Raw genomic sequence first — 20,660 nt, 5'->3', positions numbered from 1 at the left:
TTCAAGCCGCCTCGTCCTCGATGGTGTTGCGCAGCAGGCCTACGCGCTCGATCTCAATCTCGATCTTGTCGCCGTGCTTCATCCAAACGGGCGGAGTGCGCGCTTGGCCCACGCCCGCGGGCGTGCCCATCACGATGAGGTCACCCGGCTCCAGCGTCATGCACTCGCTGAGCAATTGGATCGTTTCGGCCACGCCCCAGATCATGTCGCGGGTGTTGGCGTCTTGCATGACTTGCCCATTGAGACGGGCCTGGATGCGCAGGTCGACCGCGCCGGGCGGCAGCTCGTCGGCCGTGACCAGCGTGGGGCCCAAGGGGCCTGTGCGGTCGAAGTTCTTGCCGATGGTCCACTGCGGCGTCTTCTTCTGGTAATCACGCACCGAAATGTCGTTGAACACCGTGTAACCGAAGACCGCGTCGAGCGCGTTCTCCATCGTGCAATGCTTGACGGTCTTGCCAATCACCACGGCGAGTTCGGCTTCCCAGTCCAGACGCTCGGACACCTTGGGACGCAGGGCCGGCTTGCCGTGGGCCAGCAGCGACGTGGCGCAGCGCAGGAAAAACCAAGGGTAGACCGGCTTCTCACGGCCTCCCTCCTTGGCGTGGTCGTAGTAATTCAGGCCCAGGCAGACGATCTTGCCCGGCTCAGGCAGCAGGGGCGCGAGTTCCAAGTCCTCCAGCTTTCTGCGCGGCGCGGCGGAGGCGATGGCGGCCTTGGCGGCCGCGTCCAGGTTCTGACCGGACTTGAGCGCGGTGCGCAGGTCGGCGCTGATGTGCGGTTGCGCGCGGTTCAGGTCGATGACCTCGTTGTTGTGAACCACGCCAAGACGCGGTTCGCCGTGATCGATGTATGTGGTGTAGCGCATGGTGCTCCTTGGAAAATCTCAGGGATTCGTCGCGAAAAAAATGGCTTTTTGAGCCTGCTTGAGTTGGGTGGTCGGCGAAACACCGATGCCCCACTGGTCGATGCGCCCAGGCGGCCAAGTCCAGTCCGATGGCCCCCCGGCTTGGTAGCTGTCGTCGATCTGTTCGACCTCCGCCGTGTATTCAATGACCACGTCAAAGGGACCCACGAAATAGTTGAACGCGTTGTCGCCGGGGCCGTGGCGCCCTGGACCCCACTGGATGCCGTAGCCTGCGTCCTTCATGCGGCCGCCGCCGCGCATGACCGAGTCCAGGTCGGGCATGAGGAAGGCGATGTGATTGAGGGCGTCGTTGTCGGTGTCGCCCAGCGCGATGCTGTGGTGGTCATTGCCGCAGCGCATGAAGGCCATGATGCGCGTGCGGTCCGACAGAGAGAAGTCCAGGACTTGCTCCAGGAAGGCCCGCGTGGTCTCGACGTCGTGGCAGTTGAGCACCGCGTGGGCCAGGCGCACGGGGCGGTCTTTCTCCTCGCGTGCGTCGGCGTGGCGTGCATCGTCCCAAACCAGGCGGAAGGCACGGCCGTCGGCATCCGCCACGGCCACAGCGATGCCCCCGCCGGGCTCATCGACGGTACCGACCGGGGACAGCACGCGGCCACCTTGCTGCGGCGCCCGTCGGGCCACCTCGTCAAGCGCCTCTCGACTGCGCGCGCGCAGCGTCACATGGCGGATGCGCGCGGCTCCCGCAGCGTGATGCAATGCCAACACATGGTGGTCCGCCCCGGTCGCCCGGAGGTACAAGCCCTCCGAGGTGCGTGCCGCGACGGCCAGATGCCAGATTTCGGTGTAAAACTTCTCGGCCAGCGCGAGGTCGGGAACATTCAGCGCAACGCTGCGCAGGCCGCTGACAAGGGACGAGGCGTGGGTCATGGGAGGGTTCCTTTCGTGAGCCCAAGGAAGCGGCGGGCATTGGTGTGCGTCAGTTGATCGATGACGGCATCGTCAAAGTTGGCCGCGTGGAAACGCTCCAGCGGACGCGCGTCGTGGAAATTGAAGGGGTAATCGGTGCCCACCATGAGTTGTGAGGCGCCGAAGGTCCGCACCAAATGCTGCAGCGTCGGTGCATCGAACACCAAGGTGTCGTAATAGAGTTCGCGCGCCTGCTCGACAGGGGACTTCAGCACACTGTCTTTCAGCGACGGGAAAACACCGATCGCCTGCTGCAGCCGAGGTAGCAGCATGGCCAGCGTGCCGCCACCGTGACTGAAGGCCAGGCGCAGGCCGGGCACACGGGACATCAAATTGCCGGTCAGCACGGAAGCCGCGGCCAAGCCCACGTCGGAGGGATAGGCCAGCACCTGCTGCAAGGGCGGCGGGCCGACCAAGCGGTCCATGCCGACTGGACGCAGCGCGTGCACGAACACCGACAGGTCCAGCGCGGCGCAGGCTTCGAAGAAGGGAAACCAGCGCGGGTCCCCCATGACCACGCCATTGATGTTGCTGCCGATCTCCACCCCCTTCAAGCCAAGCGAGGTTTTGATGTAGCTCAATTCGCGGATGGCCAGATCCAGGTCCGGCAGGGGCACGGTGCCCAGGCCCACCAGCTTGCCCGAAGATTCGGCCACCATGCCCGCGATCTGTTCATTGAGGTAACGCACCAACTGCGCGGCGGCGCTAGTGGGCATCCAATAGGACAGCAACTCGGGCATGGGCGAAATCGCCTGCAAGGCCAGGCCCATTTCCTCGAAATCCGCCAGGCGGCGCGAGGGGGTCCAACTCTTGTCGGACACCGTGCGGTAGTTCTTGCCGTCGATCATCACGTTGCGGTGCTGGCAGTCCTGTGCAGGCGCCATCGACGGCCAGCCCGCGGGCGCGCCGCTGGCGGCACCCAGGTACGCGGGAAATTCGCGTGGAACGACATGGGCGTGCACATCCACGCCTAAGCAGCCGCAAGCGGTCATTGCGTCTCGCCCACGCGAGTCAGCGCATCGAAACCGTAGCGGTTCATGCTGCCGAACACCGGCATCGAGGGATGCGGAACAAAACGGGTACGGCAGTCCAACACCGCAGGCAAGCCCGAAGCCAAGGCGCGCTCCAAGGCGCTGGCGACGGCATCGGCGCGTGTCACGACCTCGCCGTGGCACCCGAAACCGCGTGCGATGGCGGCATAGTCGGTGTCTTCCAGTCCTGTTCCCAGTTCGAAATCAAACTGCTTCTTTTGCCCGATGCGGATGACACCCCAAGCCGCGTTGTTGTGAATGATGGTGACGACGGGAAGGCCATGGCGCCGCGCGGTGTCCAACTCCTGGAGCGTGAAACCGAAGGAGCCATCACCTGTGATGTTGAACACGCGCCGTTGTGGCTGCTGGAGTTGCAGCGCCAGCGCGTAGGGCAAGCCAAAGCCCAGGTGCGACATGCCCGACTCGTGGAAGCGCGTGCGCACCTCGTGCACGGGCGTGATGTCATTGCTCCAGAAAGTGGTGTGCCCCCCGTCGTAGACCGCCAGCGCATCGGACGGGAGCGCTCGCGCCACCGCCTGTGCCAACGCCGCGGGGTGCATGATGGGCTCCCCATCGTCTCGAGCCATCGCGGCCAAGCGGGCCTCGTAGTCCGCCCGCAGCGCGCGCAGCTGCTCCAACCAGCCAGCCTGGACAGCCAGCACCGGTTGATCTCCCAAGGCCAAGAGCAGATCTTGCAAGGTCAGGTGGGCATCGGCGACCAGGCCGATTTCGTGCAGCACGCTCAGACCCAAGGCGCAGGCATCGGTGTTGATGTTGATGTGGTGCCGATCGCGCCGCGCCAAGGCACCTTGTTCATCCCACATCCATGAGGAATACCTGCACCCGAGAGACAGGATGGTGTCGGCCTGCTCGAAGGCCGACTTCACCGCGTCGCCCGCGATGATGCCCCCATGGCCTATCCAGTTCGGTGAATCCGTCGCCACCGCGCCCAGCGCCATCTGCGTTGGCACCACGGGCGCCTGCAGCAGCGCCGCGAGGCGGCGCAGCGCCCCCTGAGCCCCACTTGCCACGACGCCACCACCTGCCACGATCAGCGGACGCCGCGCCGCGCGCAGCAAGGTGGCCGCGCGCTCGATGTCGGCTGCCGCGGGACGCGCGCCGCCAACAGCACGGTAACGCGATGGCGGCAAGTCGAATTCATCATCGGCAAAGCTGCATGCGGCGCTCAAGACATCCTGTGGAATGTCCAGATGCACGGGGCCGGGACGCGGGCCCAGCGCTTCGCGAAAAGCCCGGCGCACCAACTCCGGAATTCGCCGTGGATCGTGCACGACGGCGCTCCAGCGCGTGATCGGTGCCAGCAGGGCACGCGTGTCCAGGTCCATGAACATCCCGTTGTGCGGGTAGGCGGCGGCACGATGCTGGTTGCTGGTGATGGCCAACAAGGGCAAGTGGTTGTTGTACGCCACCCCCAGGCCCGAGGCGAGATTCAGGCTGCCGGGTCCCATCTCCCCCAGGGCCACGGCCACCTGGCCCGAGGCAGCTTGCACGGCCGCGGCCATCATGGGGGCCGCGGCCTCGTGACGCACGCCGACGAAGCGCATGCCCTGCTGCTGCGAAATCGCGTGCAGCACCGGCGCGAGCTTGCCGCCCACGATGCCGAAAACCAAGGTGATCTGCTCGGCCGCCAGTGCGCGCACCAGCGCTTGCGCGCCCGTCATGTGCAGAGCCATCAATCCTCCGCCGTGAAGCCCGTGGCCTTGACGATGCCCGCCCAGCGCGCATGGTCACGGCGCACGAGCTGGACGAATTCCTCAGGTGATTGAGTCAAGGGCTGCAGGCAATTGCGCGCCAGGGACACCCCCAACTCGGGAGCCTGCATGCTCTCGCGCACCAGCGCATTGAGGCGAGCCACAGTATCGGTGGGCGTCTTGGCGGGCACGAACCAGCCCAGCCATTCCTGCACCGCGATGTCCTTGAAACCCAGCTCCACCAGCGTGGGCACACTCGGTAGAAAAGGAGAACGCTGCGGCGTGGTGACGGCCAACGATCGCAGTTTTCCGGACTTGATGTGCGGCTCCACCTCGCCCAGCACATTGATGGCGATCGGAATTTGTCCGCCCAGCAAATCAGCCAGCAGGGGGGCTCCACCGCGGTATGCCACGCTCGTGAGGTCGATGCCGGCGGCACGCGCCAGCATCATCCCCACGAAATGCAATGCGGAGCCATTGGCCGGAACGCCGTAGCTCGCCTGTTTGGGGTTGGCCTTGGCCCATTGCAGGTAATCGCTCAGCGTCTTGATCTCCGCGGGCAGACCCGGTCCGGCGGTGATCGAGAAACCGTAAGTCACCGTCGTGCTGACGGGAATGAAATCCTCCATCGGGTCGTAACTCAGCTTTTTGTAAGTGCTGGGGTAGAGAACGATGGGGGAACTCGGGATCTGCAGAATGGTCATCCCATCGGGCGCGGCCCGCTTGACGTATTCGATGGCCACACGCCCACCGGCACCGGTGCGGGACTCCACCACCACGGTGGCCGCGTAGCGGCCTCGCAGCCGTTCGGCCAGCGGTCGCGCGACATGGTCACCCATGCCACCGGCAGGAAAGCCAGAGACGATGGAGGCCGTGCCCGCGGTCTGGGCACGGGCTGGCGGGAACAGGCTTGCGGTGCAAGCCAGCAGGATGGAACGGCGATCAATCATGGTTGTCTCCTCTGTCGTTGTGTTGTCGCGTGCGGACCGGTCGTGCGCCGGACCCAGGCATCAGTCATGCCGCAGCCCAGCGGACTTGACCCCTGCCATGCAAATCGCCTCGTCCTGGTCACCGGTGCCACCACTCGCACCGACCGCGCCAAGCAACAGCCCCGTGGCGCTCTTGATGAGAACGGCGCCTGTCTGGGGCAAAAAGCGCCCCCCCGATGTCGACGACAGGGAAACAAAGAAGTTCGGGTTTTCCTTGGCACGCTCGCCCAGCACACGGCTGGAAACCCCCATGCCCACCGAACCCCAGGCCTTGGCGCGGGCAATGTCGAAGCGAAACATGCTCGCGCCATCCTCGCCAGCGTATGCCTTGAGATGGCCTGCGGCGTCCAGCACGGCGATGGCCATGGGTTGGTAGCCGGCTGCGTGTGAATGGGCCAATGCGCCAGCAATGATCTGCTGCGCCTGCTCCAGCGTCAGTGTTTCCAAGTAGGTCTCCTCTTTATGTCTGATCGGCGTGGACGCAGATCAGTTCTTTGATCGGCGCAGTCTAGGGAGAGCCCTTCTATTCATCTAGTCGATTTTTTGAATAAATAGAATCCACGCCATGGATATACGTTCCGTCGACCTGAACCTGCTGGTTGTTTTCGAGGCCATGCGCCAGCACCGCAGCGTGACGCGCGCGGCGGAAGCGTTGGGACTGAGCCAGCCCGCCATGAGCGCCGCCCTGGCGCGCCTGCGCACGCTGTTCGACGATGCCCTGTTCGTGCGATCGGGCGCGCAGATGAGCCCAACCCCGCGCGCGGAGAGCCTGGGTAGTGCGATACACCGCGTCGTGCAGGCGATCGAATCAGACATCCTGCTGCCGACGATGTTCGATCCAGCGACAAGCACGCGCACCTTCACGCTGCTCACGCCCGACATCGCCGAGATGAATTTCTTGCCGCGCCTGCTGGCGCATTTGTCGGAACTGGCGCCTGGCGTGAACCTCAAGACCTTGGCCATGCCACGCCACATGGCGGCATCGGCGCTTGAATCAGGCGCGGCCGAACTGGCCATCGGTTACTTCCCCGACCTGCACCGGGCGGGCTTTTACCAACAACGCCTGTTTCGCAGCTCACATGTCTGTCTGCTGCGCAAGCAGCACGGCAGCATCGGCAAGAAGCTGAGCATGAAGCAGTTTCTCTCCGCCTCGCACGCCGTGGTTCACCCCGACGGTCGCGAGCATGTGTTCGAGCGCTTCATCCAGGAAAAGGGCATCCAGCGCCGCGTGGTCGTCGAGTTGTCGCACTTCATGAGCCTGCTGCCCATCGTCGAGAACTCCGACATCATCGCCACCGTGCCCAAGGACCTGGCCGATTTCTTCGTCCACCACGGCGAAGTGCGCTACGTGGACGCGCCCGTCAAGCCCCCCGTCATCGACGTGCATCTGTTCTGGCACCAGCGCTACCAGAAGGACATGGCCCACACCTGGCTGCGCAAGCTGGTCTACGAGAGGTTCCGGAAAGACAAGGTGAGCTGAACCGCGCCGGGCCGCCTCGTCACGACGAACCCCCCGCATTTTTTGACCGCGCGCCGCGTATCCTTCTACAAGGATACGGCAGCGATCCCGCTGCCGAGTCACCAAAAGTCAAAGGCAAGGTCTTGCCGGGGTACCGAGGTCGCAGAAGACTGGAAACTGTCTTTCCTTACAGCGCCTGACTTCTCTGAGACCGTGCAACGGCACGGAGACCATCTCGCAATGCCGCGCACGCTTGCGCGTCACACAACGCATCGCAACACAGTGAGGATGTCCCCGCGGTCGGAGGAGTCCGCCCCCCATAGACAAGGCGGACCAGGCCGAACAAGATCCATCCCCATGCCGATAAGCTGGCCAATTGGCTAGGAAGCGAGGCAAAAAATCGTGAGAACAGCGGGGCAGTCTGAATTGGATCTGCACAGCAACAGACCGTCCTCTATGCGCTCAACGACTTGTCTTCTGCCCATAGCACCACGGCTGTCACTGGTGCAAGTATCAGCAGGCCGAACAACCAAGCTGCGGGGGCAGTCAGGTCCGTCGCGTCAGTCTTTGTTGTCAGGCCGATCAGGTAGCCGCCTGCGGCGGCGCTCATCGTGGTCGCAATCAGCTGCACGGTCATGATGGCACCGGATGCCAAATCGGCCTCTGAGGGCGGTGCAACGTTCAATATGGTGTTCGCTAGTTGCGGCCATGCGAGGCCGACTCCTAGACCGAGCACGATCAGCGCCAGGGCGATGGTCAAGGTGAAACCAAACGATGGCGCTGCACTGGGTTGCGACATGGTGAAGCAAAGTAGCGCCAGAGCCAACGCACACAGCCACGGAGATGATCGAGCAAAGCGGTGCGCGAAGTCAGGCGTCATCGATGCGCTGGACAGTGCCCCGATCGTCCACCCCGCCGATGCCGCAGCCGCGATATAGCCTGCTGCCAGTGGAGAGTAGCCCTGGTTGCGCTGTAGGAACAAGGGAATGAACAGCTCGGTGCAGGTGACCGTGATGGCCATCAGCGCCGAGACCAGGTACAGCGAACCGAGCGCGCTTGCGCGCCCGTAGGCCGCGCGCGGCAACAAACTGGTGGACGCGGATCGATCACGACGGCCCATGACAACCAGCAATGCCAGGGCGCCGACCAGCCCGAGCAGGCCGGCAGACGCTGAGCTGGCCAAGGTGCTGCTAGACGCCGCCAGCGCTGCAGCCACCAGGAGAGCGAGCTGATGGATCGGAGGCGCTGTCGCTGCTGCCTCGAACTTCATGCCCCTGAACACCAAACCCGCCCCGATGGAAAGCAGGAGTGCCACGGGAATAAGCGCACCGAACGCAAGGCGCCAACTGGCGTACTGCGCCAATGCGCCACCCACCGCAGGGCCGAGCAAGGTGGCAACCCCCCACATGCCGGAAAACAGCGCCAGTGCGCGAGGCCACAAGGGCTGCGGCAAGGTCTGCTGAACCAGCACGTAGGGCAGCGCCAGCAACAAACCGCCCGCAAGCCCCTGGAGCAGGCGCCCCAACAACATCACATGCATGCTCGGGGCAAGAGCACATGCCGCGCTACCAGCGGCAAAGCTCACACCCGCAACGATGTAGGCCAAGCATGGACCTGTGCGTTGCAGCACCTGCACGGCCACCGCGGCTCCGACGATGGCCGCTACCACGAACACCGTGGTGTTCCAGGCGTACAGCGGCATGCCACCGATGTTCGCCACCACTGTTGGAAGGATGCTGGTCGTGATGTAGAGGCTGATCGAGTGCAGGGCAATGCCACCTGCCAGCACTGCCATGCGCAGCGCAGCATCGCCTGAGAACAGATCGCGCCAACGCGCACCTGTTGCCACAGACAATGACTGCAGGCCTGTTCGGGTGTCGTTGGCGCCGCTGCTCATTTCAGACCCGCCTTGTCCAACCCGTACGGACGGTCCAGCGAACCCGGTGTCCTGCGAAAAGCGATGTTCAGGCGATTCCAACCGTTGATGGCCATTACTCGAAACGTCAGCTCGACCAGCTCCAGTTCAGAGAAGCATTCACAGACCTGTCGGTAGTCGGCATCGGTCACCCCTTCTACACCCAGACGGGTGAGCACTTCGGCCCAAGCGAGCGCGGCGCGTTCTTTCGGGCTGAACAGCGGCGATTCACGCCAGATGGCCACATGGTGTAGACGCAGTTCACGCTCCCCAGCGATGCGGGCTTGCTTGACGTGCATGTCCAGGCAGAACGCACAACCATTGAGTTGCGAGGCGCGAATGTCCACCAGGAGAGCAAGGCCCTCGTTCAGCGTGAATGTGGTTGCGAAGTCCAAGTACTTCTTGAACAACGCGGGAGCGATGGCGCCGGGGTCTAGGCGCGGTTGCAGGTCAGTTGAGGTCATGGGAATTTCCTTGCTTGATGTGATTGCACCCAGCACCGTGCCGGGTACAACGTCAAGACGGACTGCCATGACCGGTTGTGACATACCCGAGCTTGTCGGGATTGCGCTGCACGTAGACGGCGCCGATACGCCCCATCTCGGTGGAGGACGGTGCCAATGCGATGGTCTGCACCAGTCGACCTCCATCGTGGTCGTTGAAGATCAGGCAGCCTGGCAATCCGTTGACCCGCGCCGCTTGGAGTCGCCAGCCGCTACTGCCGGGCAGTCGGGCAAAACCAATGAAGACACTGGCCACCTGTTCTCGTCCATGCAGCGGCTCCGGCACGGCGGTGACCTTGCCACCGCCGTCTGCCAGCAGAACGACGTCGTCGGCCAGAACCTGGGCAAGCGCGCCGACATCGCGACTGCGCACGGCGTCCGCGAATGCTTCGAATAGTCGCTGCCGCTCCTCCTCGGTAACTTCTCGACGCGCATAGTCTTCCTTGACACGTTTGCGCGCTCGGCTGATCAGCTGGCGACAAGTGGCTTCATTGCGGTCAAGGTGGCGCGCGATCTCGTCGTAGCCAAGATCGAAAACGTCGTGCAACAGGAACCCCGCTCGCTCTAAAGGTGACAGCCGCTCCAGCGCGAGCATGAACGCGATGGAAACGTCCTGCGCGAACTCGGCCTGCTGCTCCGGTCCAGGTGTGTCATCGACGGCGGTCGCGTCATCCAGAAACGGCTCAGGTAACCAAACGCCGATGTACTGCTCGCGCTGCACGGAGATTGAACGAAACCGGTCCAGGCACAGGTGCGTGACCACACGCGACAGGTAGGCCCCCACGTTGACCACTGCGCTTTCATCGACCTCGGCCCAGCGCAGCCAGGCTTCCTGAACGATGTCTTCCGCCTCGGCCCGCGAACCGAGCATGCGATAGGCTAGTGCCCGCAGCTTGCGTGCGTGTTCAGCATCGAACCGCCGCGCCCGCTCGACAGGGCTGAAATTTTGGGACAAATTGTCAAGTGGTGTCATGGCCTCTGTATACGAGTTTGGTGCATGACGAACAACCAGCCTTGTTTGTGACATGCCTTTTCTTCCTCGGTGGTTTTTGGCGCGACCGCACGCGGAGATGCAGCTTGTCGGACAACCTCGAGATGCGGGAAGCGGAATCGGGTTTCAGCGGCGGCCGAGCTGCGTCTGTGATGAGGGCCCATGGACCTGCTCCTTCTTTGAAGGAGCGGCTAGAGTATCCGGTCATCCTCACCCCTTGGCCCAGTCTGAAGTGCTCACCTCGAAACTCACTGAAACTGTCAAATTTCACAGAAAGCTGACCTCGGTTTTTTTCAAAATCAATGAGTTAGAGACGAGACGCCAGATCAAAACTGATCTCGTTTTTCACCTAACTTTGAATTTCCGGTGTTGAACTCCGCCAGCGAGATCTCCAAGCAAACAGGTCTGACTCGCAACACGGTGAAGAAGTACCTGCGGTCGGAGGAGTCCCCCCATAGACAAGGCGGACCAAACCGAACTAGCTCCATCCCCATGCCGAGAAGCTGGTCACCTGGCTAGGAGTCCAGGCAACCCCATCGCATTCACAGTGGCGCCACCTGAAGCCGATCTGCGCACGCTGGCGTGGCTAGAACCGCTCGCCCGCTGGCAGATAACGCCACTGCCCCAGCGGTAGGCCCGCCATGGCGATGCGCCCGATGCGGATGCGCCGCAGCGCGCGCAGCTCAAGGCCGACCTGCGCGCACATCCACGCGGTCCATTCCGGGGCGATGCCTTTCAGCGCGAAGCGCAGGCGCGTCTCGCTCTGCCAGCTCACGCGCGCTGGCGGCAGCGGCCGCCCGTCCCGCGACAGGCCATGGCCAAGGCGCGCCAAGCCATCGGGCGCGATCACGCCTTGCACTTCGGCGACGAGTTCCTGCTCTACGAAGGCTGCGTCTTCGGTGAGCTTGCGCACCACGCGAAAGTCCTGGCTGAAGACGCACAGGCCACTCGCCTCTACCGGCAAGGTCAGCAGCGTCTTGAGCCCGACATGATGGGCCTTGCTGCGGCGGATGCCCGAGGCATCCCCGCTCCAGTGAGCGCTCTCGACGAGCAGATCCATCGCCGCTTCGGTCGCCATGCCCGCCGGCTTGTGGACCAGGAAGGTCGCGGCCACAACGGGCTGCAGGCGCGCCTGCGGATCGATATCGACACGCTGGCTGGCGGTGACGCGCACCTGCGGCGAGTCGACACACTGCCCGTCCACGCGCACCCATCCTTCCACGATGTACTGCTCCGCCTCGCGGCGCGAACAGGGCACCAGCCCAGCGACCACCTTGGCAAGGCGCCGTGCATCACCAGCACCCGGCATTGGCTGACTCGAAGCGGGTGTGCCCATGCTATGCCCCGTCCGTCAGCAGCCGCGCCTTCACGGTACGGCCCTTGATGCGCCCGCTGTTCAGGCGCGCCACCGCTTCGTGCGCGATGCCGCGTTCCACCGCCACGTAGGTGGCGAACTCGTTGATGTCGATCTTGCCCACTTGCTCGCGCGTGTAGCCCAGGTCGGCGGTGAGCGCGCCCAGCACGTCGCCCGGACGTATCTTTTCCTTGCGCCCAGCCTGGATGTGCAAGGTCGCCATCGCCGGCAGCAAGCGCCCACCCGAGGCCGGCGTGAGTTCGGAGAGCGCATGCCAGACGGAAGGCCGGCCCTGCAGCTGTTCGATGTGCCCGACCGCCCCCATCTCGTCGAGGGACGCCAGGCTCAGCGCGAGCCCAGTCTCTCCGGCGCGACCGGTGCGGCCGATCCGGTGCACATGCGCTTGCGGATCGGGCGAAATGTCCACGTTGATGACGGCGGCAAGACCGGCAATGTCGAGGCCGCGCGCAGCGACGTCGGTGGCAACCAGCACCGAGCAGCTGCTGTTGGCGAAACGCACCAGTACCTGGTCGCGCTCGCGCTGCTCCAAGTCGCCGTGCAGCGCGAGCGCGCTGTAGCCCTGGGCCTGCAGCAGCTCGGCCAGTTCGCGGCAGCGCGCCTTGGTGTTGCAGAAGGCCAGGGTGCTGACCGGGCGAAAGTGCTCCAGCAGGCGCGCCACCGCGGGCAGCCGTTGGTCCTCGCGCACCTCGTACCAACGCTGCTCGATCTGCCCACTGCCGTGCTGCGCTTCCACCTTGACCGTGACGGGCTCGCGCAGGAACTGCGCGGCGAGCCTGGCAATGCCTTCCGGGTAAGTCGCCGAGAACAGCAGGGTCTGCCGCTACGCGGGGCAACGACGGGCCACCTTCACCATGTCCTCGGCGAAGCCCATGTCCAGCATGCGGTCGGCTTCGTCAAGCACCAGTGTCGCGAGCGAATCGAGGTCGAGATTGCCGCGTTCGAGATGGTCGATCACACGCCCGGGGGTGCCGACGACGACGTGGGCGCCGTGCTCCAGGCTGGAAGCCTGTCCACGCAGCGGCACGCCACCGGCGAGCGTGACGACTTTGATGTTGTCCTCGGCGCGCGCCAGCCGTCTGATCTCGGTCGTCACCTGGTCGGCCAGCTCACGGGTGGGGCACAGCACCAGGGACTGAACCGCGAAGCGACGCGCATCAAGCTTGGCCAGCAAGGCCAAGGCGAACGCCGCGGTCTTGCCGCTGCCCGTCTTGGCCTGGGCGATCAGGTCTCGGCCTTGCAGCGCAGCGGGCAGGCTGGCCGCCTGGATGGCCGTCATTTCGAGGTAGCCGAGTCGGCGAAGGTTCTCCTGAGCTGCGGCAGAAAGGGGAAGTGTGTCGAAACTGTTGGAGACTGAAGGAGAAAAGGTCATGCATGCATCTTACGCAGTAAGCCGGCCCACAGGCGTCGTGTCATATCACCAGAGCCCACTGCCGATGCAACCAGATGCTGGGGTGCCAAAGTGAAAGACGGCCACCGCTGCAAAGGAGAAATCGGTGCGTCATCTGGATGACGTGTGTCTAGCGTCGATGGTGACTACCTGCTCGTCTACTTTTCCCTGATTGCGGCGAGCCCTGCGCAGAGTCGACCGGAGTCCAAGGGCCTTGCTGCCAAGGCATACCGTCCTCCAAGAAGTTCGATGGGTCGGGAGGTTCGCGAAGGTGGGTGACGCATTCATGCGATTTCACTCGCGGGATTTTGCAAGTGTTTGCGCCAGCGTCACGGAGTTGAGGTTGGAAGCAGCTCGGTTTCAGCGGGCAGAACCGGCGTTGCTTTACGTTGTGCCTTTTCCTGCTTCTTCTTCAACTTCGCGGCCTCTCTCTGGCGCTTTTCGTATTGGTAGTTGGGTTTTGCCATCATGGACTCCTAGACAGTGAAGAATTCAATTTGCCGGTATGCACGCGGAGCGTAAAAAAAGCGGGCTCACGAGCCCGCTTCAGAGGAACAACCTTGTATCAGTACGAACGACGTTGTTCTCGTTGGCGGTCACCATAGCCCGAAATGGTCTCTTTGGGACGCGCGATATTGACGACGATTTCACGACCACCAACCGACATGCCATTGAGTCCATGGATGGCCGCTTGAGCTTGATCCGCGTTGTTCATTTCTACAAAGCCAAAGCCTTTGGAGCGGCCAGAGTCGCGGTCCTGCATGACCTTCGCGGAGGTGACGCTTCCGTACTCCGAGAAGTTTTGAACCAAGGAATCATCGTTGATCGAGTAAGGCAGATTGCCGACGTAAATTTTGTTGCTCATTGGAATGCTTTCAGAGAGTGCCTGCTCTAATGAGCCAGGCGAGCTGGCGCATGAATCGAATTCGGCCAGAAGATGCGCGTCGACCAGTCATGGTTGGGACGCAGGATTAGCGCGGCTTTAGGCTGCGGTGAGTCAGGCCGGTGTCGCCAAGCCGATGGACTCGTGATTGCCCATCGCCCGCGCATACAGCAGTGCCCCTTCAACGCTGGTGAATGTGGGCACATAGACGCTGACGCGGTCATGGGTGGAGAAACCTTGCCCTCGCTTGATCGACAGACCGGCTTTGTACCGGCCATCTTCTGCGAGGCGACAAAAAGGGGTGAATAGGAGTTTTCCGATGCGGAAAGACTCTTGTGTCTTAGACGACATGAATGCCAACTTTCTCGTGGTCACGCGCCAAACACCTGCCATCGTGCCCATTGAGCGGACGACGACTGCGGCAGTGAGGCGCACTACCTGTTGAGCTTGGATATGGGAGCGTGACCACCAGAACAACCCGTGCAAGTTGCCGGGTCGGTGGCTAAAAAGAGGACGGCTGATCAGTGCCGAGAGCTAAAGTCAAACTGCTTACAGACATCAAGCGGAATCTGCAAGCGGGCGGACTATAGCATCCATTTGGCGATCCCGGTCGATATGGCCCCTACCCGCTATCCGATTCGGGCAGAGGCGAAACCCGACAAAAAAGTCGACAACCAGCACGAAACCCGTCCTAAAAAGCGCCCACAAACCGTCCGCTCTCTCTTGAAACCCCAGCAAAAAGCCTTATGATTAGCACTCGCTGGAGATGAGTGCTAACAAGCTTGTCGGTGCTCATCGGCGTGCAGACGAATGCGCGCCCAGCCAAGTCAAAAGCGCCAACCCGTGCAACGGGAAAGCGCAGTTCGCTGTTCCTTTTTCTGTTTCAACTTTTAGGAGATTCCTGATGAAACTGCGTCCTCTGGCCGATCGCGTGATCGTCAAGCGCGTCGAAAACGAGACCAAGACCGCCTCCGGCATCGTCATCCCTGACAGCGCCGCCGAGAAGCCCGACCAGGGCGAGGTGCTGGCCGTGGGCCCGGGCAAGAAGAACGACAAGGGCGAACTGGCCACCATGAACGTCAAGGTCGGTGACCGCGTTCTGTTCGGCAAGTACAGCGGCCAGACCGTCAAGGTCGATGGCGACGAGCTGTTGGTCATGAAGGAAGACGATCTGTTTGCAGTCGTTGAGAAGTAATCACTTCTTCGCACGCAACCCATCCTCTCATTCGCACTTAATTCATTCGGAGAATTCAAATGGCAGCTAAAGACGTTGTTTTCGGTGGCGACGCACGCGCTCGCATGGTCGAAGGCGTGAACATCCTGGCCAACGCGGTCAAGGTGACCCTGGGCCCCAAGGGCCGCAACGTGGTGCTCGAGCGCTCCTTCGGCGCCCCCACCGTGACCAAGGACGGCGTGTCCGTGGCCAAGGAAATCGAACTCAAGGACAAGATCCAGAACATGGGCGCCCAGCTCGTGAAGGAAGTCGCGTCCAAGACCAGCGACAACGCCGGTGACGGCACCACCACCGCCACCGTGCTGGCCCAAGCCATCGTGCGCGAAGGCAGCAAGTACGTGGCCGCCGGTCTGAACCCCATGGACCTGAAGCGCGGCATCGACAAGGCCGTCGCCGCCCTGGTTGAGCAGCTGAAGAAGGCTTCCAAGCCCACCACCACCAGCAAGGAAATCGCGCAAGTTGGCTCCATCTCCGCCAACAGCGACGAGTCCATCGGCAAGATCATTGCCGACGCCATGGACAAGGTCGGCAAGGAAGGCGTGATCACCGTGGAAGACGGCAAGAGCCTGAACAATGAACTCGACGTTGTCGAGGGCATGCAGTTCGACCGCGGCTACCTGTCGCCCTACTTCATCAACAACCCCGACAAGCAAGTTGCCCTGCTGGACAACCCCTTCGTGCTGCTGTTCGACAAAAAGATCAGCAACATCCGTGACCTGCTGCCCACGCTGGAGCAAGTCGCGAAGTCGGGCCGTCCGCTGCTGATCATCGCCGAAGAAGTCGAAGGCGAAGCCCTGGCGACCCTGGTGGTCAACACCATCCGCGGCATCCTGAAGGTCGTGGCCGTCAAGGCTCCGGGCTTCGGTGACCGTCGCAAGGCCATGCTGGAAGACATCGCCATCCTGACGGGCGGCAAGGTGATCGCCGAGGAAGTCGGCCTGTCGCTGGAAAAAGTGACGCTGGCCGACCTGGGCCAAGCCAAGCGCATCGAAGTGGGCAAGGAAAACACCACCATCATCGACGGCAACGGCGCTGCCGCTGACATCGAAGCGCGCGTCAAGCAGATCCGCATCCAGATCGAAGAAGCCACCAGCGACTACGACCGCGAAAAGCTGCAAGAGCGCGTGGCCAAGCTGGCGGGCGGCGTGGCCGTCATCAAGGTCGGTGCCGCCACCGAAGTCGAGATGAAGGAAAAGAAGGCCCGCGTCGAAGACGCCCTGCACGCCACGCGTGCCGCGGTGGAAGAAGGCGTGGTCGCTGGTGGTGGCGTGGCCCTGCTGCGCGCCAAGCAAGCGATCGGCACCATCAAGGGTGACAACCCCGACCAAGACGCCGGCATCAAGCTGGTGCTCAAGGCCATCGAAGCGCCCCTGCGCGAAATCGTGTTCAACGCCGGTGGCGAAGCCTCCGTCGTGGTGAACAAGGTGCTGGAAGGCAAGGGCAACTTCGGCTTCAACGCCGCCAACGACACCTACGGCGACATGATCGAGATGGGCATTCTGGACCCGACCAAGGTCACGCGCACCGCGCTGCAGAACGCCGCTTCCGTGGCTTCGCTGCTGCTGACGACCGAAGCCATGGTCGCCGAAGCGCCGAAGGAAGACGCTCCCGCGATGCCCGGTGGTGGCATGGGCGGCATGGGTGGCATGGGCGACATGGGCATGTGATGCCCAGCCTCACGGCCTGAAACAAAAAACCCGCGGTGGTGACACCGCGGGTTTTTTTATGGGGCTTGATTGGGGGGGGGAATCAGGAAATCTGGAAAGAAGTCGTGCTGTTAACCTAAGCATCGTCAGCAATGACAAGCGCATAAATGGAGAGTGTCTTGAACAGATGTCCTCTCGGAGAGAAAAATGCCATTTGACGATGACGACGCAAAAATTCGGCGGAACTTGGTGGTCTATAGCACCATAGTCTTAGCACTTGCCTGGTTCGGACTACCAGCGGGGCTCTTATTAGAGGCAGCTCTACCAAAGTCTTTCATCAACCCTCCTGATTACAAGTTTTGGGCCTTTGGTTTTGCCATCCTCGCGTACCTAGGTATCCGTTATTCATTTTCTAAGGAAGGGAGCAGTTATCGCGACTCGATAGAACGAGACTACAAGAACCTGGAGTTCGAAAAATCCAAGAAGTTCGCCGAGTATGCAGCCCATCTGTACGCTCGGTTTGGCTTCCATTCAAGAATTTTTCAAAGCAATATTGAAGATTGTCTCAAGGATCTTTTAGGAAACGTAAGTTCTGCTGAACTCGCTGAAATGGGCCGACCGAGATTTTTTCCTGTGTTTTCAAGCGCAGAGAAAACTCCGTGGGAGTTTTATATACATCTAGATCCGAAGTGGGAAATGAGCGGCCATACGCGCATTTCGGTTAATGGCGGTAAAAGGATATTGGTTCAAATCAATGGAGTTCCAAAGCTTGTCGTTGTTTCGTGGGCCAAGGTGCATGCTTGGACTTACTCGAAAAGCTCCATTCAACACCTGATGCCAGCTTTGCTAGGAGTAGCAGCCTCATCTGTACTCTGGACTAGAGTCATGCAAGCCTACTGGGCAGTTTGGTAGGGCGGCAGGTGACATGGCGTAAATCGTCTATGGCCCTGTCGATTAGGATTAGTTCTCACAGCATCGCCGCCGTACGACGTATTTCGTGAACATCGGTTGTTTGCGATGGATCGATTGCAATCATTAACGAATTTATTCAGTGTTGAAATGAATCTGGCAGACCGAATTTTTGGGTGGCTCATGGTGATCAGCGCACTGCTGCATGGCTTCGGAAGCTTGCAGCTTTTGCCCTTGCTGTCTGAGCTGCAGATTTGGTCTCTTAGCGGCGCACTCGCTGCGTTGTTGCTCGGGGCATTGCATTTGATGCGCGTGGGACGTCCTCATGACCGCACGTTGACGCTCGTCGCGCTCGCAGGCTCTGTTACCTGGGTGATCATTGCGCTCAGTTTTGGCGTTGCCATCGGCAATGTTCTCGATCCGCGCGCTTTGACCCATGCCACCGTGGCATTTGTGCTTGGGGTGTTTGCAGTGCGCAGCCTCTGGGTGAGTCGTGCAGCGGGGACTTGATCACTCATAGAACGGGTCGATCCCTGCCAGCAGCTGAGATCGATCAGGCTGCCCACAGCCCAAATGCCCATGAAAAAACGCCACGGTCCCCCGTGGCGTTTTGCATGAGGTTGGCGAACTTCAGGCCACCGGCTTGAAGTCGTAGCCCTGGCCCAGGGCCTCGATGCGGCCGAAGGCCGGGAAGGGGAAGTGGAAGCCGCCCGCCAGGGTTTTGTCCTTCACAACCGCCTCGAACACGCGGCGGCGGGTCTGGCGTGCTTCCTCGGGGTTCATGTCGAACACCACGGCCCAGTCGGGGTTGCGGGCGAAGAGCTGGGGCACATTGGTCAGATCGGCGAGGTACATGAACTTCTGGCCCTTGCTCTGCGCGGTGACCGTGACCATGCCTGGCGTGTGGCCGTAGGCCGCGTCGGTGCGGATGCCGGGCAGCAGTTCTTGACCCGCCTGGAACTGGATCAGCTGATCCGGCCCCAGCCCGCCGAAGACACGGCGCACGTTCTGGAAGGCGCCCTTGGCCGCGGCCGGTGCAGCTTCCATCTTGGCGTCGTCCATCCAGAAGGCATGCTCCACGGCCGGGACCATGATCTTGGCCTTGGGAAAGACCAGTTGACCCGCCTTGTTGCGCAGGCCGTTGATGTGGTCACCATGGTGGTGGCTGATGAGCACCGTGTCGATGTCTTCGACCTTGAAACCCGCGTCGTTCAGGTTGGCGACCAGGCGTCCGGTGGTCGGCGGACCGTTGTCGGCAAAACCGGTGTCGATCAACACACGACGCCCGCCTGCCACGATCAGGAAGGCGGTGTACGGCACGTCCACATACTCGGTCGGCAGGTTTTGCGACTTCAGCAGTTCCTGCACTTCGGCCAGCGGCGCGTTGCGCACGAACTCGGCCTGCAGGGCGCGGCGCACCACGCCGTCGTTGAGGGCGATGATTTCCATGTCACCGACCTTCTGCTTGCGATAACCCACCTGAACCACGCTGGGCGCGCCGAAGTTCTGGGCCTGCACATGCAGGGGCAGCAGGGAGACACCGAGGTAGGTGGCCACGGAGGCCGCGGCGGCGGCGCCTCCTCCGACCAGCAGATCACGTCGATTCATCTTGATGGGCATGACTCCTGAACTCCTTGAGGTGGTTGAATGAAAACAAACCGCCGCATGCTGGGGCAAGAGCCGCCGCCGCGCAAGCTTCGCCCCCCCAAAGGCCCGCGCGGCGTGGGGAGACTTGGCTTGGGGCGGGCCCGTGAGTGGCAACAGCGTCCGCAGTTGCGCGTCGAGACGCTCGGGCTCGGTGCAATGGGTGGCCTCCCAGCACAGGCCAGCACAGGCCAGCACAGGCAGTGTTCCAGCCCCGGCGCTCAAGGCGCACGCACTGCACGCCGCCAGATGGGCCTTGCTAGACTGCGCGCCTTTTCAAGAGAGGTGCCATGCCCCTGCATTTGCGCTTGCTGTTCCCCACGCTCACGCTCGCCCTGGGCACCGGCCTGGGCTTCATACAGCCCATCGGCCTGCTGCTAGGCAGTGCATTCGTCATCGTCCTTCTGGCCGGACAACCGCGTCTGCCGAACTGGCTATGGCTGCCGCTGATCCTGCTCGGCGCAGTCGCCCTGGCAGCGCACCTCGTCCCCGGTTTCAGCCCCTGGCAACTGTGGGAGCCACGCCTGATCAGCGCGGATGCTCCGCCTTACGCTCTGCGCCTGTCCTGGGACAAGCTGCTGGTGGGCACGGCCCTGCTGGCCTGGTGGTTGGGGCAAGCACACAGGCCGGTCATTTCGCTGAAGAAGGCCGGGCTGGCCTGCATCGCCACCTTGCTGCTGATGCCTCTGCTCTCCATGGCGCTGGGCCTGGTCGCTTGGCAACCCAAATGGCCGCAAGGCCTGCTCCTGTGGCTGGCGGTCAATCTCGGCGTCACCGTGCTGGCGGAGGAATTGCTGTTTCGCGGTCTGTTGCAGACGGCCCTGATCAAGCGCCTGGGCGTCTGGCCTGGATTGCTGTTGGCGGCAGGCCTGTTCGGTGCGGCGCACCTGCCTTTCAGCCCCCTATTCGCCGTGGTGGCGACCTGCGCCGGCCTCGGTTATGGCGTGGCCTTGCACTACAGCGGCCGTCTGAGTTTGGCCATCGGGCTGCATGCGGCGGTCAATCTTCTGCACATCGTGCTGCTGAGCTATCCGCTGCGCCTGGCGTGACGGCGATGCGCTAAGGCGCTAAGGCGCTGAGGCGTCCAGCCTCACACCGATGGCCCAGCGTCAAGAGAGAGAGAAAGATACAGCCCGCGACGCCCCTCGCGG

20 protein-coding genes and 1 pseudogene are annotated in these 20,660 nt (G+C 62.4%); 6 read left to right on the top strand and 15 right to left on the bottom strand.

Going from position 1 to position 20,660, the window contains the following annotated elements; all coding sequences use genetic code 11:
• Position 1: 1 nt before the first annotated feature.
• Genes ACLBKS_RS06910 through ACLBKS_RS06885 form a run of 6 tightly spaced genes read right to left on the bottom strand, consistent with a single transcriptional unit; the run spans position 2 to position 6,010 of the window.
• Positions 2-865 carry a fumarylacetoacetate hydrolase family protein gene (locus ACLBKS_RS06910; protein ID WP_410192063.1) on the bottom strand — a complete coding sequence of 288 codons (864 nt, stop codon included), beginning with the start codon at positions 863-865 and terminating at the stop codon, positions 2-4.
• Positions 866-883: 18 nt separating this feature from the next.
• Complete coding sequence (locus ACLBKS_RS06905; protein WP_410192062.1) at positions 884-1,792, bottom strand: VOC family protein; 909 nt, start codon at positions 1,790-1,792, stop codon at positions 884-886.
• Positions 1,789-2,799 carry an amidohydrolase family protein gene (locus ACLBKS_RS06900; protein ID WP_410192061.1) on the bottom strand — a complete coding sequence of 337 codons (1,011 nt, stop codon included), beginning with the start codon at positions 2,797-2,799 and terminating at the stop codon, positions 1,789-1,791. The genes ACLBKS_RS06905 and ACLBKS_RS06900 overlap by 4 nt, the downstream gene beginning before the upstream one ends.
• A gap of 20 nt (positions 2,800-2,819) precedes the next feature.
• Complete coding sequence (locus tag ACLBKS_RS06895; RefSeq protein WP_410192060.1) at positions 2,820-4,556, bottom strand: thiamine pyrophosphate-binding protein; 1,737 nt, start codon at positions 4,554-4,556, stop codon at positions 2,820-2,822.
• Positions 4,556-5,524, bottom strand: a complete 969-nt coding sequence (locus ACLBKS_RS06890; protein WP_410192059.1) for a Bug family tripartite tricarboxylate transporter substrate binding protein — start codon at positions 5,522-5,524, stop codon at positions 4,556-4,558. Before ACLBKS_RS06890 ends, ACLBKS_RS06895 begins: the two co-directional genes overlap by 1 nt.
• 60 nt (positions 5,525-5,584) lie before the next feature.
• Positions 5,585-6,010, bottom strand: a complete 426-nt coding sequence (locus ACLBKS_RS06885; protein ID WP_410192058.1) for a GlcG/HbpS family heme-binding protein — start codon at positions 6,008-6,010, stop codon at positions 5,585-5,587.
• Between the two features lie 118 nt (positions 6,011-6,128).
• Between ACLBKS_RS06885 and ACLBKS_RS06880 the strand changes: the two genes are divergently transcribed.
• Positions 6,129-7,043 carry a LysR family transcriptional regulator gene (locus tag ACLBKS_RS06880; RefSeq protein WP_410192057.1) on the top strand — a complete coding sequence of 305 codons (915 nt, stop codon included), beginning with the start codon at positions 6,129-6,131 and terminating at the stop codon, positions 7,041-7,043.
• Between the two features lie 433 nt (positions 7,044-7,476).
• Here ACLBKS_RS06880 and ACLBKS_RS06875 read toward each other — a convergent pair whose 3' ends face one another.
• The 8 genes and pseudogenes from ACLBKS_RS06875 to ACLBKS_RS06840 form a co-directional block, all read right to left on the bottom strand.
• Positions 7,477-8,919, bottom strand: a complete 1,443-nt coding sequence (locus ACLBKS_RS06875) for an MFS transporter (protein ID WP_410192056.1) — start codon at positions 8,917-8,919, stop codon at positions 7,477-7,479.
• On the bottom strand, positions 8,916-9,401 hold the full coding sequence (locus tag ACLBKS_RS06870; RefSeq protein WP_410192055.1) for a carboxymuconolactone decarboxylase family protein: 486 nt from the start codon (positions 9,399-9,401) through the stop codon (positions 8,916-8,918). The genes ACLBKS_RS06875 and ACLBKS_RS06870 overlap by 4 nt, the downstream gene beginning before the upstream one ends.
• A 52-nt stretch (positions 9,402-9,453) precedes the next feature.
• The gene (gene sigJ, locus ACLBKS_RS06865; RefSeq protein ID WP_410192054.1) at positions 9,454-10,467 is read right to left on the bottom strand and encodes an RNA polymerase sigma factor SigJ; all 1,014 of its coding nucleotides are present in this window, start codon (positions 10,465-10,467) and stop codon (positions 9,454-9,456) included.
• Between the two features lie 550 nt (positions 10,468-11,017).
• On the bottom strand, positions 11,018-11,767 hold the full coding sequence (locus ACLBKS_RS06860; RefSeq protein ID WP_410192053.1) for an RNA pseudouridine synthase: 750 nt from the start codon (positions 11,765-11,767) through the stop codon (positions 11,018-11,020).
• A 1-nt stretch (position 11,768) separates the two neighbouring features.
• Positions 11,769-13,175 (bottom strand): annotated as a pseudogene (dbpA, locus tag ACLBKS_RS06855) (ATP-dependent RNA helicase DbpA).
• Between the two features lie 347 nt (positions 13,176-13,522).
• Complete coding sequence (locus ACLBKS_RS06850) at positions 13,523-13,660, bottom strand: hypothetical protein (protein WP_410192052.1); 138 nt, start codon at positions 13,658-13,660, stop codon at positions 13,523-13,525.
• 98 nt (positions 13,661-13,758) lie between these two features.
• Positions 13,759-14,058 carry an RNA recognition motif domain-containing protein gene (locus ACLBKS_RS06845; protein ID WP_410192051.1) on the bottom strand — a complete coding sequence of 100 codons (300 nt, stop codon included), beginning with the start codon at positions 14,056-14,058 and terminating at the stop codon, positions 13,759-13,761.
• 132 nt (positions 14,059-14,190) lie between these two features.
• Positions 14,191-14,427 (bottom strand): hypothetical protein, encoded by a 237-nt coding sequence (locus ACLBKS_RS06840; protein WP_410192050.1) that lies wholly within the window; start codon positions 14,425-14,427, stop codon positions 14,191-14,193.
• Positions 14,428-14,980: 553 nt separating this feature from the next.
• On the opposite strand from ACLBKS_RS06840, the gene groES reads away from it, so the two are divergent.
• The 4 genes from groES (at position 14,981) to ACLBKS_RS06820 (ending at position 18,375) form a co-directional block, all read left to right on the top strand.
• Positions 14,981-15,271: a co-chaperone GroES gene (groES, locus tag ACLBKS_RS06835; protein WP_410192049.1), complete on the top strand. Its 291-nt coding sequence runs from the start codon at positions 14,981-14,983 to the stop codon at positions 15,269-15,271.
• A 59-nt stretch (positions 15,272-15,330) separates the two neighbouring features.
• Complete coding sequence (gene groL / locus ACLBKS_RS06830; protein WP_410192048.1) at positions 15,331-16,977, top strand: chaperonin GroEL; 1,647 nt, start codon at positions 15,331-15,333, stop codon at positions 16,975-16,977.
• A 186-nt stretch (positions 16,978-17,163) separates the two neighbouring features.
• The gene (locus ACLBKS_RS06825; RefSeq protein WP_410192047.1) at positions 17,164-17,868 is read left to right on the top strand and encodes a hypothetical protein; all 705 of its coding nucleotides are present in this window, start codon (positions 17,164-17,166) and stop codon (positions 17,866-17,868) included.
• A gap of 105 nt (positions 17,869-17,973) precedes the next feature.
• Complete coding sequence (locus tag ACLBKS_RS06820; RefSeq protein ID WP_410192046.1) at positions 17,974-18,375, top strand: hypothetical protein; 402 nt, start codon at positions 17,974-17,976, stop codon at positions 18,373-18,375.
• Between the two features lie 120 nt (positions 18,376-18,495).
• Here ACLBKS_RS06820 and ACLBKS_RS06815 read toward each other — a convergent pair whose 3' ends face one another.
• Positions 18,496-19,485, bottom strand: a complete 990-nt coding sequence (locus tag ACLBKS_RS06815) for an MBL fold metallo-hydrolase (protein ID WP_410192045.1) — start codon at positions 19,483-19,485, stop codon at positions 18,496-18,498.
• A gap of 314 nt (positions 19,486-19,799) precedes the next feature.
• On the opposite strand from ACLBKS_RS06815, the gene ACLBKS_RS06810 reads away from it, so the two are divergent.
• Positions 19,800-20,558, top strand: coding sequence for a CPBP family intramembrane glutamic endopeptidase (locus ACLBKS_RS06810; protein WP_410192044.1), 759 nt, complete (start codon positions 19,800-19,802; stop codon positions 20,556-20,558).
• Positions 20,559-20,660 lie beyond the last annotated feature (102 nt).

It is taken from the genome of Hylemonella sp. W303a, assembly GCF_046452315.1.
Lineage (GTDB): Bacteria > Pseudomonadota > Gammaproteobacteria > Burkholderiales > Burkholderiaceae_C > Hylemonella.
This window is presented reverse-complemented; position numbering and strand designations above follow the sequence as displayed.

What these genes read in the sequence shown, in the direction of transcription:
- ACLBKS_RS06820 (WP_410192046.1), top strand. Translation starts at nt 17,974, where the DNA reads ATGGATCGATTGCAATCATTAACGAATTTATTCAGTGTTGAAATGAAT.
- ACLBKS_RS06850 (WP_410192052.1), bottom strand. Translation starts at nt 13,660, where the DNA reads ATGGCAAAACCCAACTACCAATACGAAAAGCGCCAGAGAGAGGCCGCG.
- ACLBKS_RS06810 (WP_410192044.1), top strand. Translation starts at nt 19,800, where the DNA reads ATGCCCCTGCATTTGCGCTTGCTGTTCCCCACGCTCACGCTCGCCCTG.
- sigJ (WP_410192054.1), bottom strand. Translation starts at nt 10,467, where the DNA reads ATGTCACAAACAAGGCTGGTTGTTCGTCATGCACCAAACTCGTATACA.
- ACLBKS_RS06875 (WP_410192056.1), bottom strand. Translation starts at nt 8,919, where the DNA reads ATGAGCAGCGGCGCCAACGACACCCGAACAGGCCTGCAGTCATTGTCT.
- ACLBKS_RS06825 (WP_410192047.1), top strand. Translation starts at nt 17,164, where the DNA reads ATGCCATTTGACGATGACGACGCAAAAATTCGGCGGAACTTGGTGGTC.
- groES (WP_410192049.1), top strand. Translation starts at nt 14,981, where the DNA reads ATGAAACTGCGTCCTCTGGCCGATCGCGTGATCGTCAAGCGCGTCGAA.
- groL (WP_410192048.1), top strand. Translation starts at nt 15,331, where the DNA reads ATGGCAGCTAAAGACGTTGTTTTCGGTGGCGACGCACGCGCTCGCATG.
- ACLBKS_RS06880 (WP_410192057.1), top strand. Translation starts at nt 6,129, where the DNA reads ATGGATATACGTTCCGTCGACCTGAACCTGCTGGTTGTTTTCGAGGCC.
- ACLBKS_RS06815 (WP_410192045.1), bottom strand. Translation starts at nt 19,485, where the DNA reads ATGCCCATCAAGATGAATCGACGTGATCTGCTGGTCGGAGGAGGCGCC.
- ACLBKS_RS06890 (WP_410192059.1), bottom strand. Translation starts at nt 5,524, where the DNA reads ATGATTGATCGCCGTTCCATCCTGCTGGCTTGCACCGCAAGCCTGTTC.
- ACLBKS_RS06870 (WP_410192055.1), bottom strand. Translation starts at nt 9,401, where the DNA reads ATGACCTCAACTGACCTGCAACCGCGCCTAGACCCCGGCGCCATCGCT.
- ACLBKS_RS06895 (WP_410192060.1), bottom strand. Translation starts at nt 4,556, where the DNA reads ATGGCTCTGCACATGACGGGCGCGCAAGCGCTGGTGCGCGCACTGGCG.
- ACLBKS_RS06840 (WP_410192050.1), bottom strand. Translation starts at nt 14,427, where the DNA reads ATGTCGTCTAAGACACAAGAGTCTTTCCGCATCGGAAAACTCCTATTC.
- ACLBKS_RS06860 (WP_410192053.1), bottom strand. Translation starts at nt 11,767, where the DNA reads ATGGGCACACCCGCTTCGAGTCAGCCAATGCCGGGTGCTGGTGATGCA.
- ACLBKS_RS06845 (WP_410192051.1), bottom strand. Translation starts at nt 14,058, where the DNA reads ATGAGCAACAAAATTTACGTCGGCAATCTGCCTTACTCGATCAACGAT.
- ACLBKS_RS06910 (WP_410192063.1), bottom strand. Translation starts at nt 865, where the DNA reads ATGCGCTACACCACATACATCGATCACGGCGAACCGCGTCTTGGCGTG.
- ACLBKS_RS06905 (WP_410192062.1), bottom strand. Translation starts at nt 1,792, where the DNA reads ATGACCCACGCCTCGTCCCTTGTCAGCGGCCTGCGCAGCGTTGCGCTG.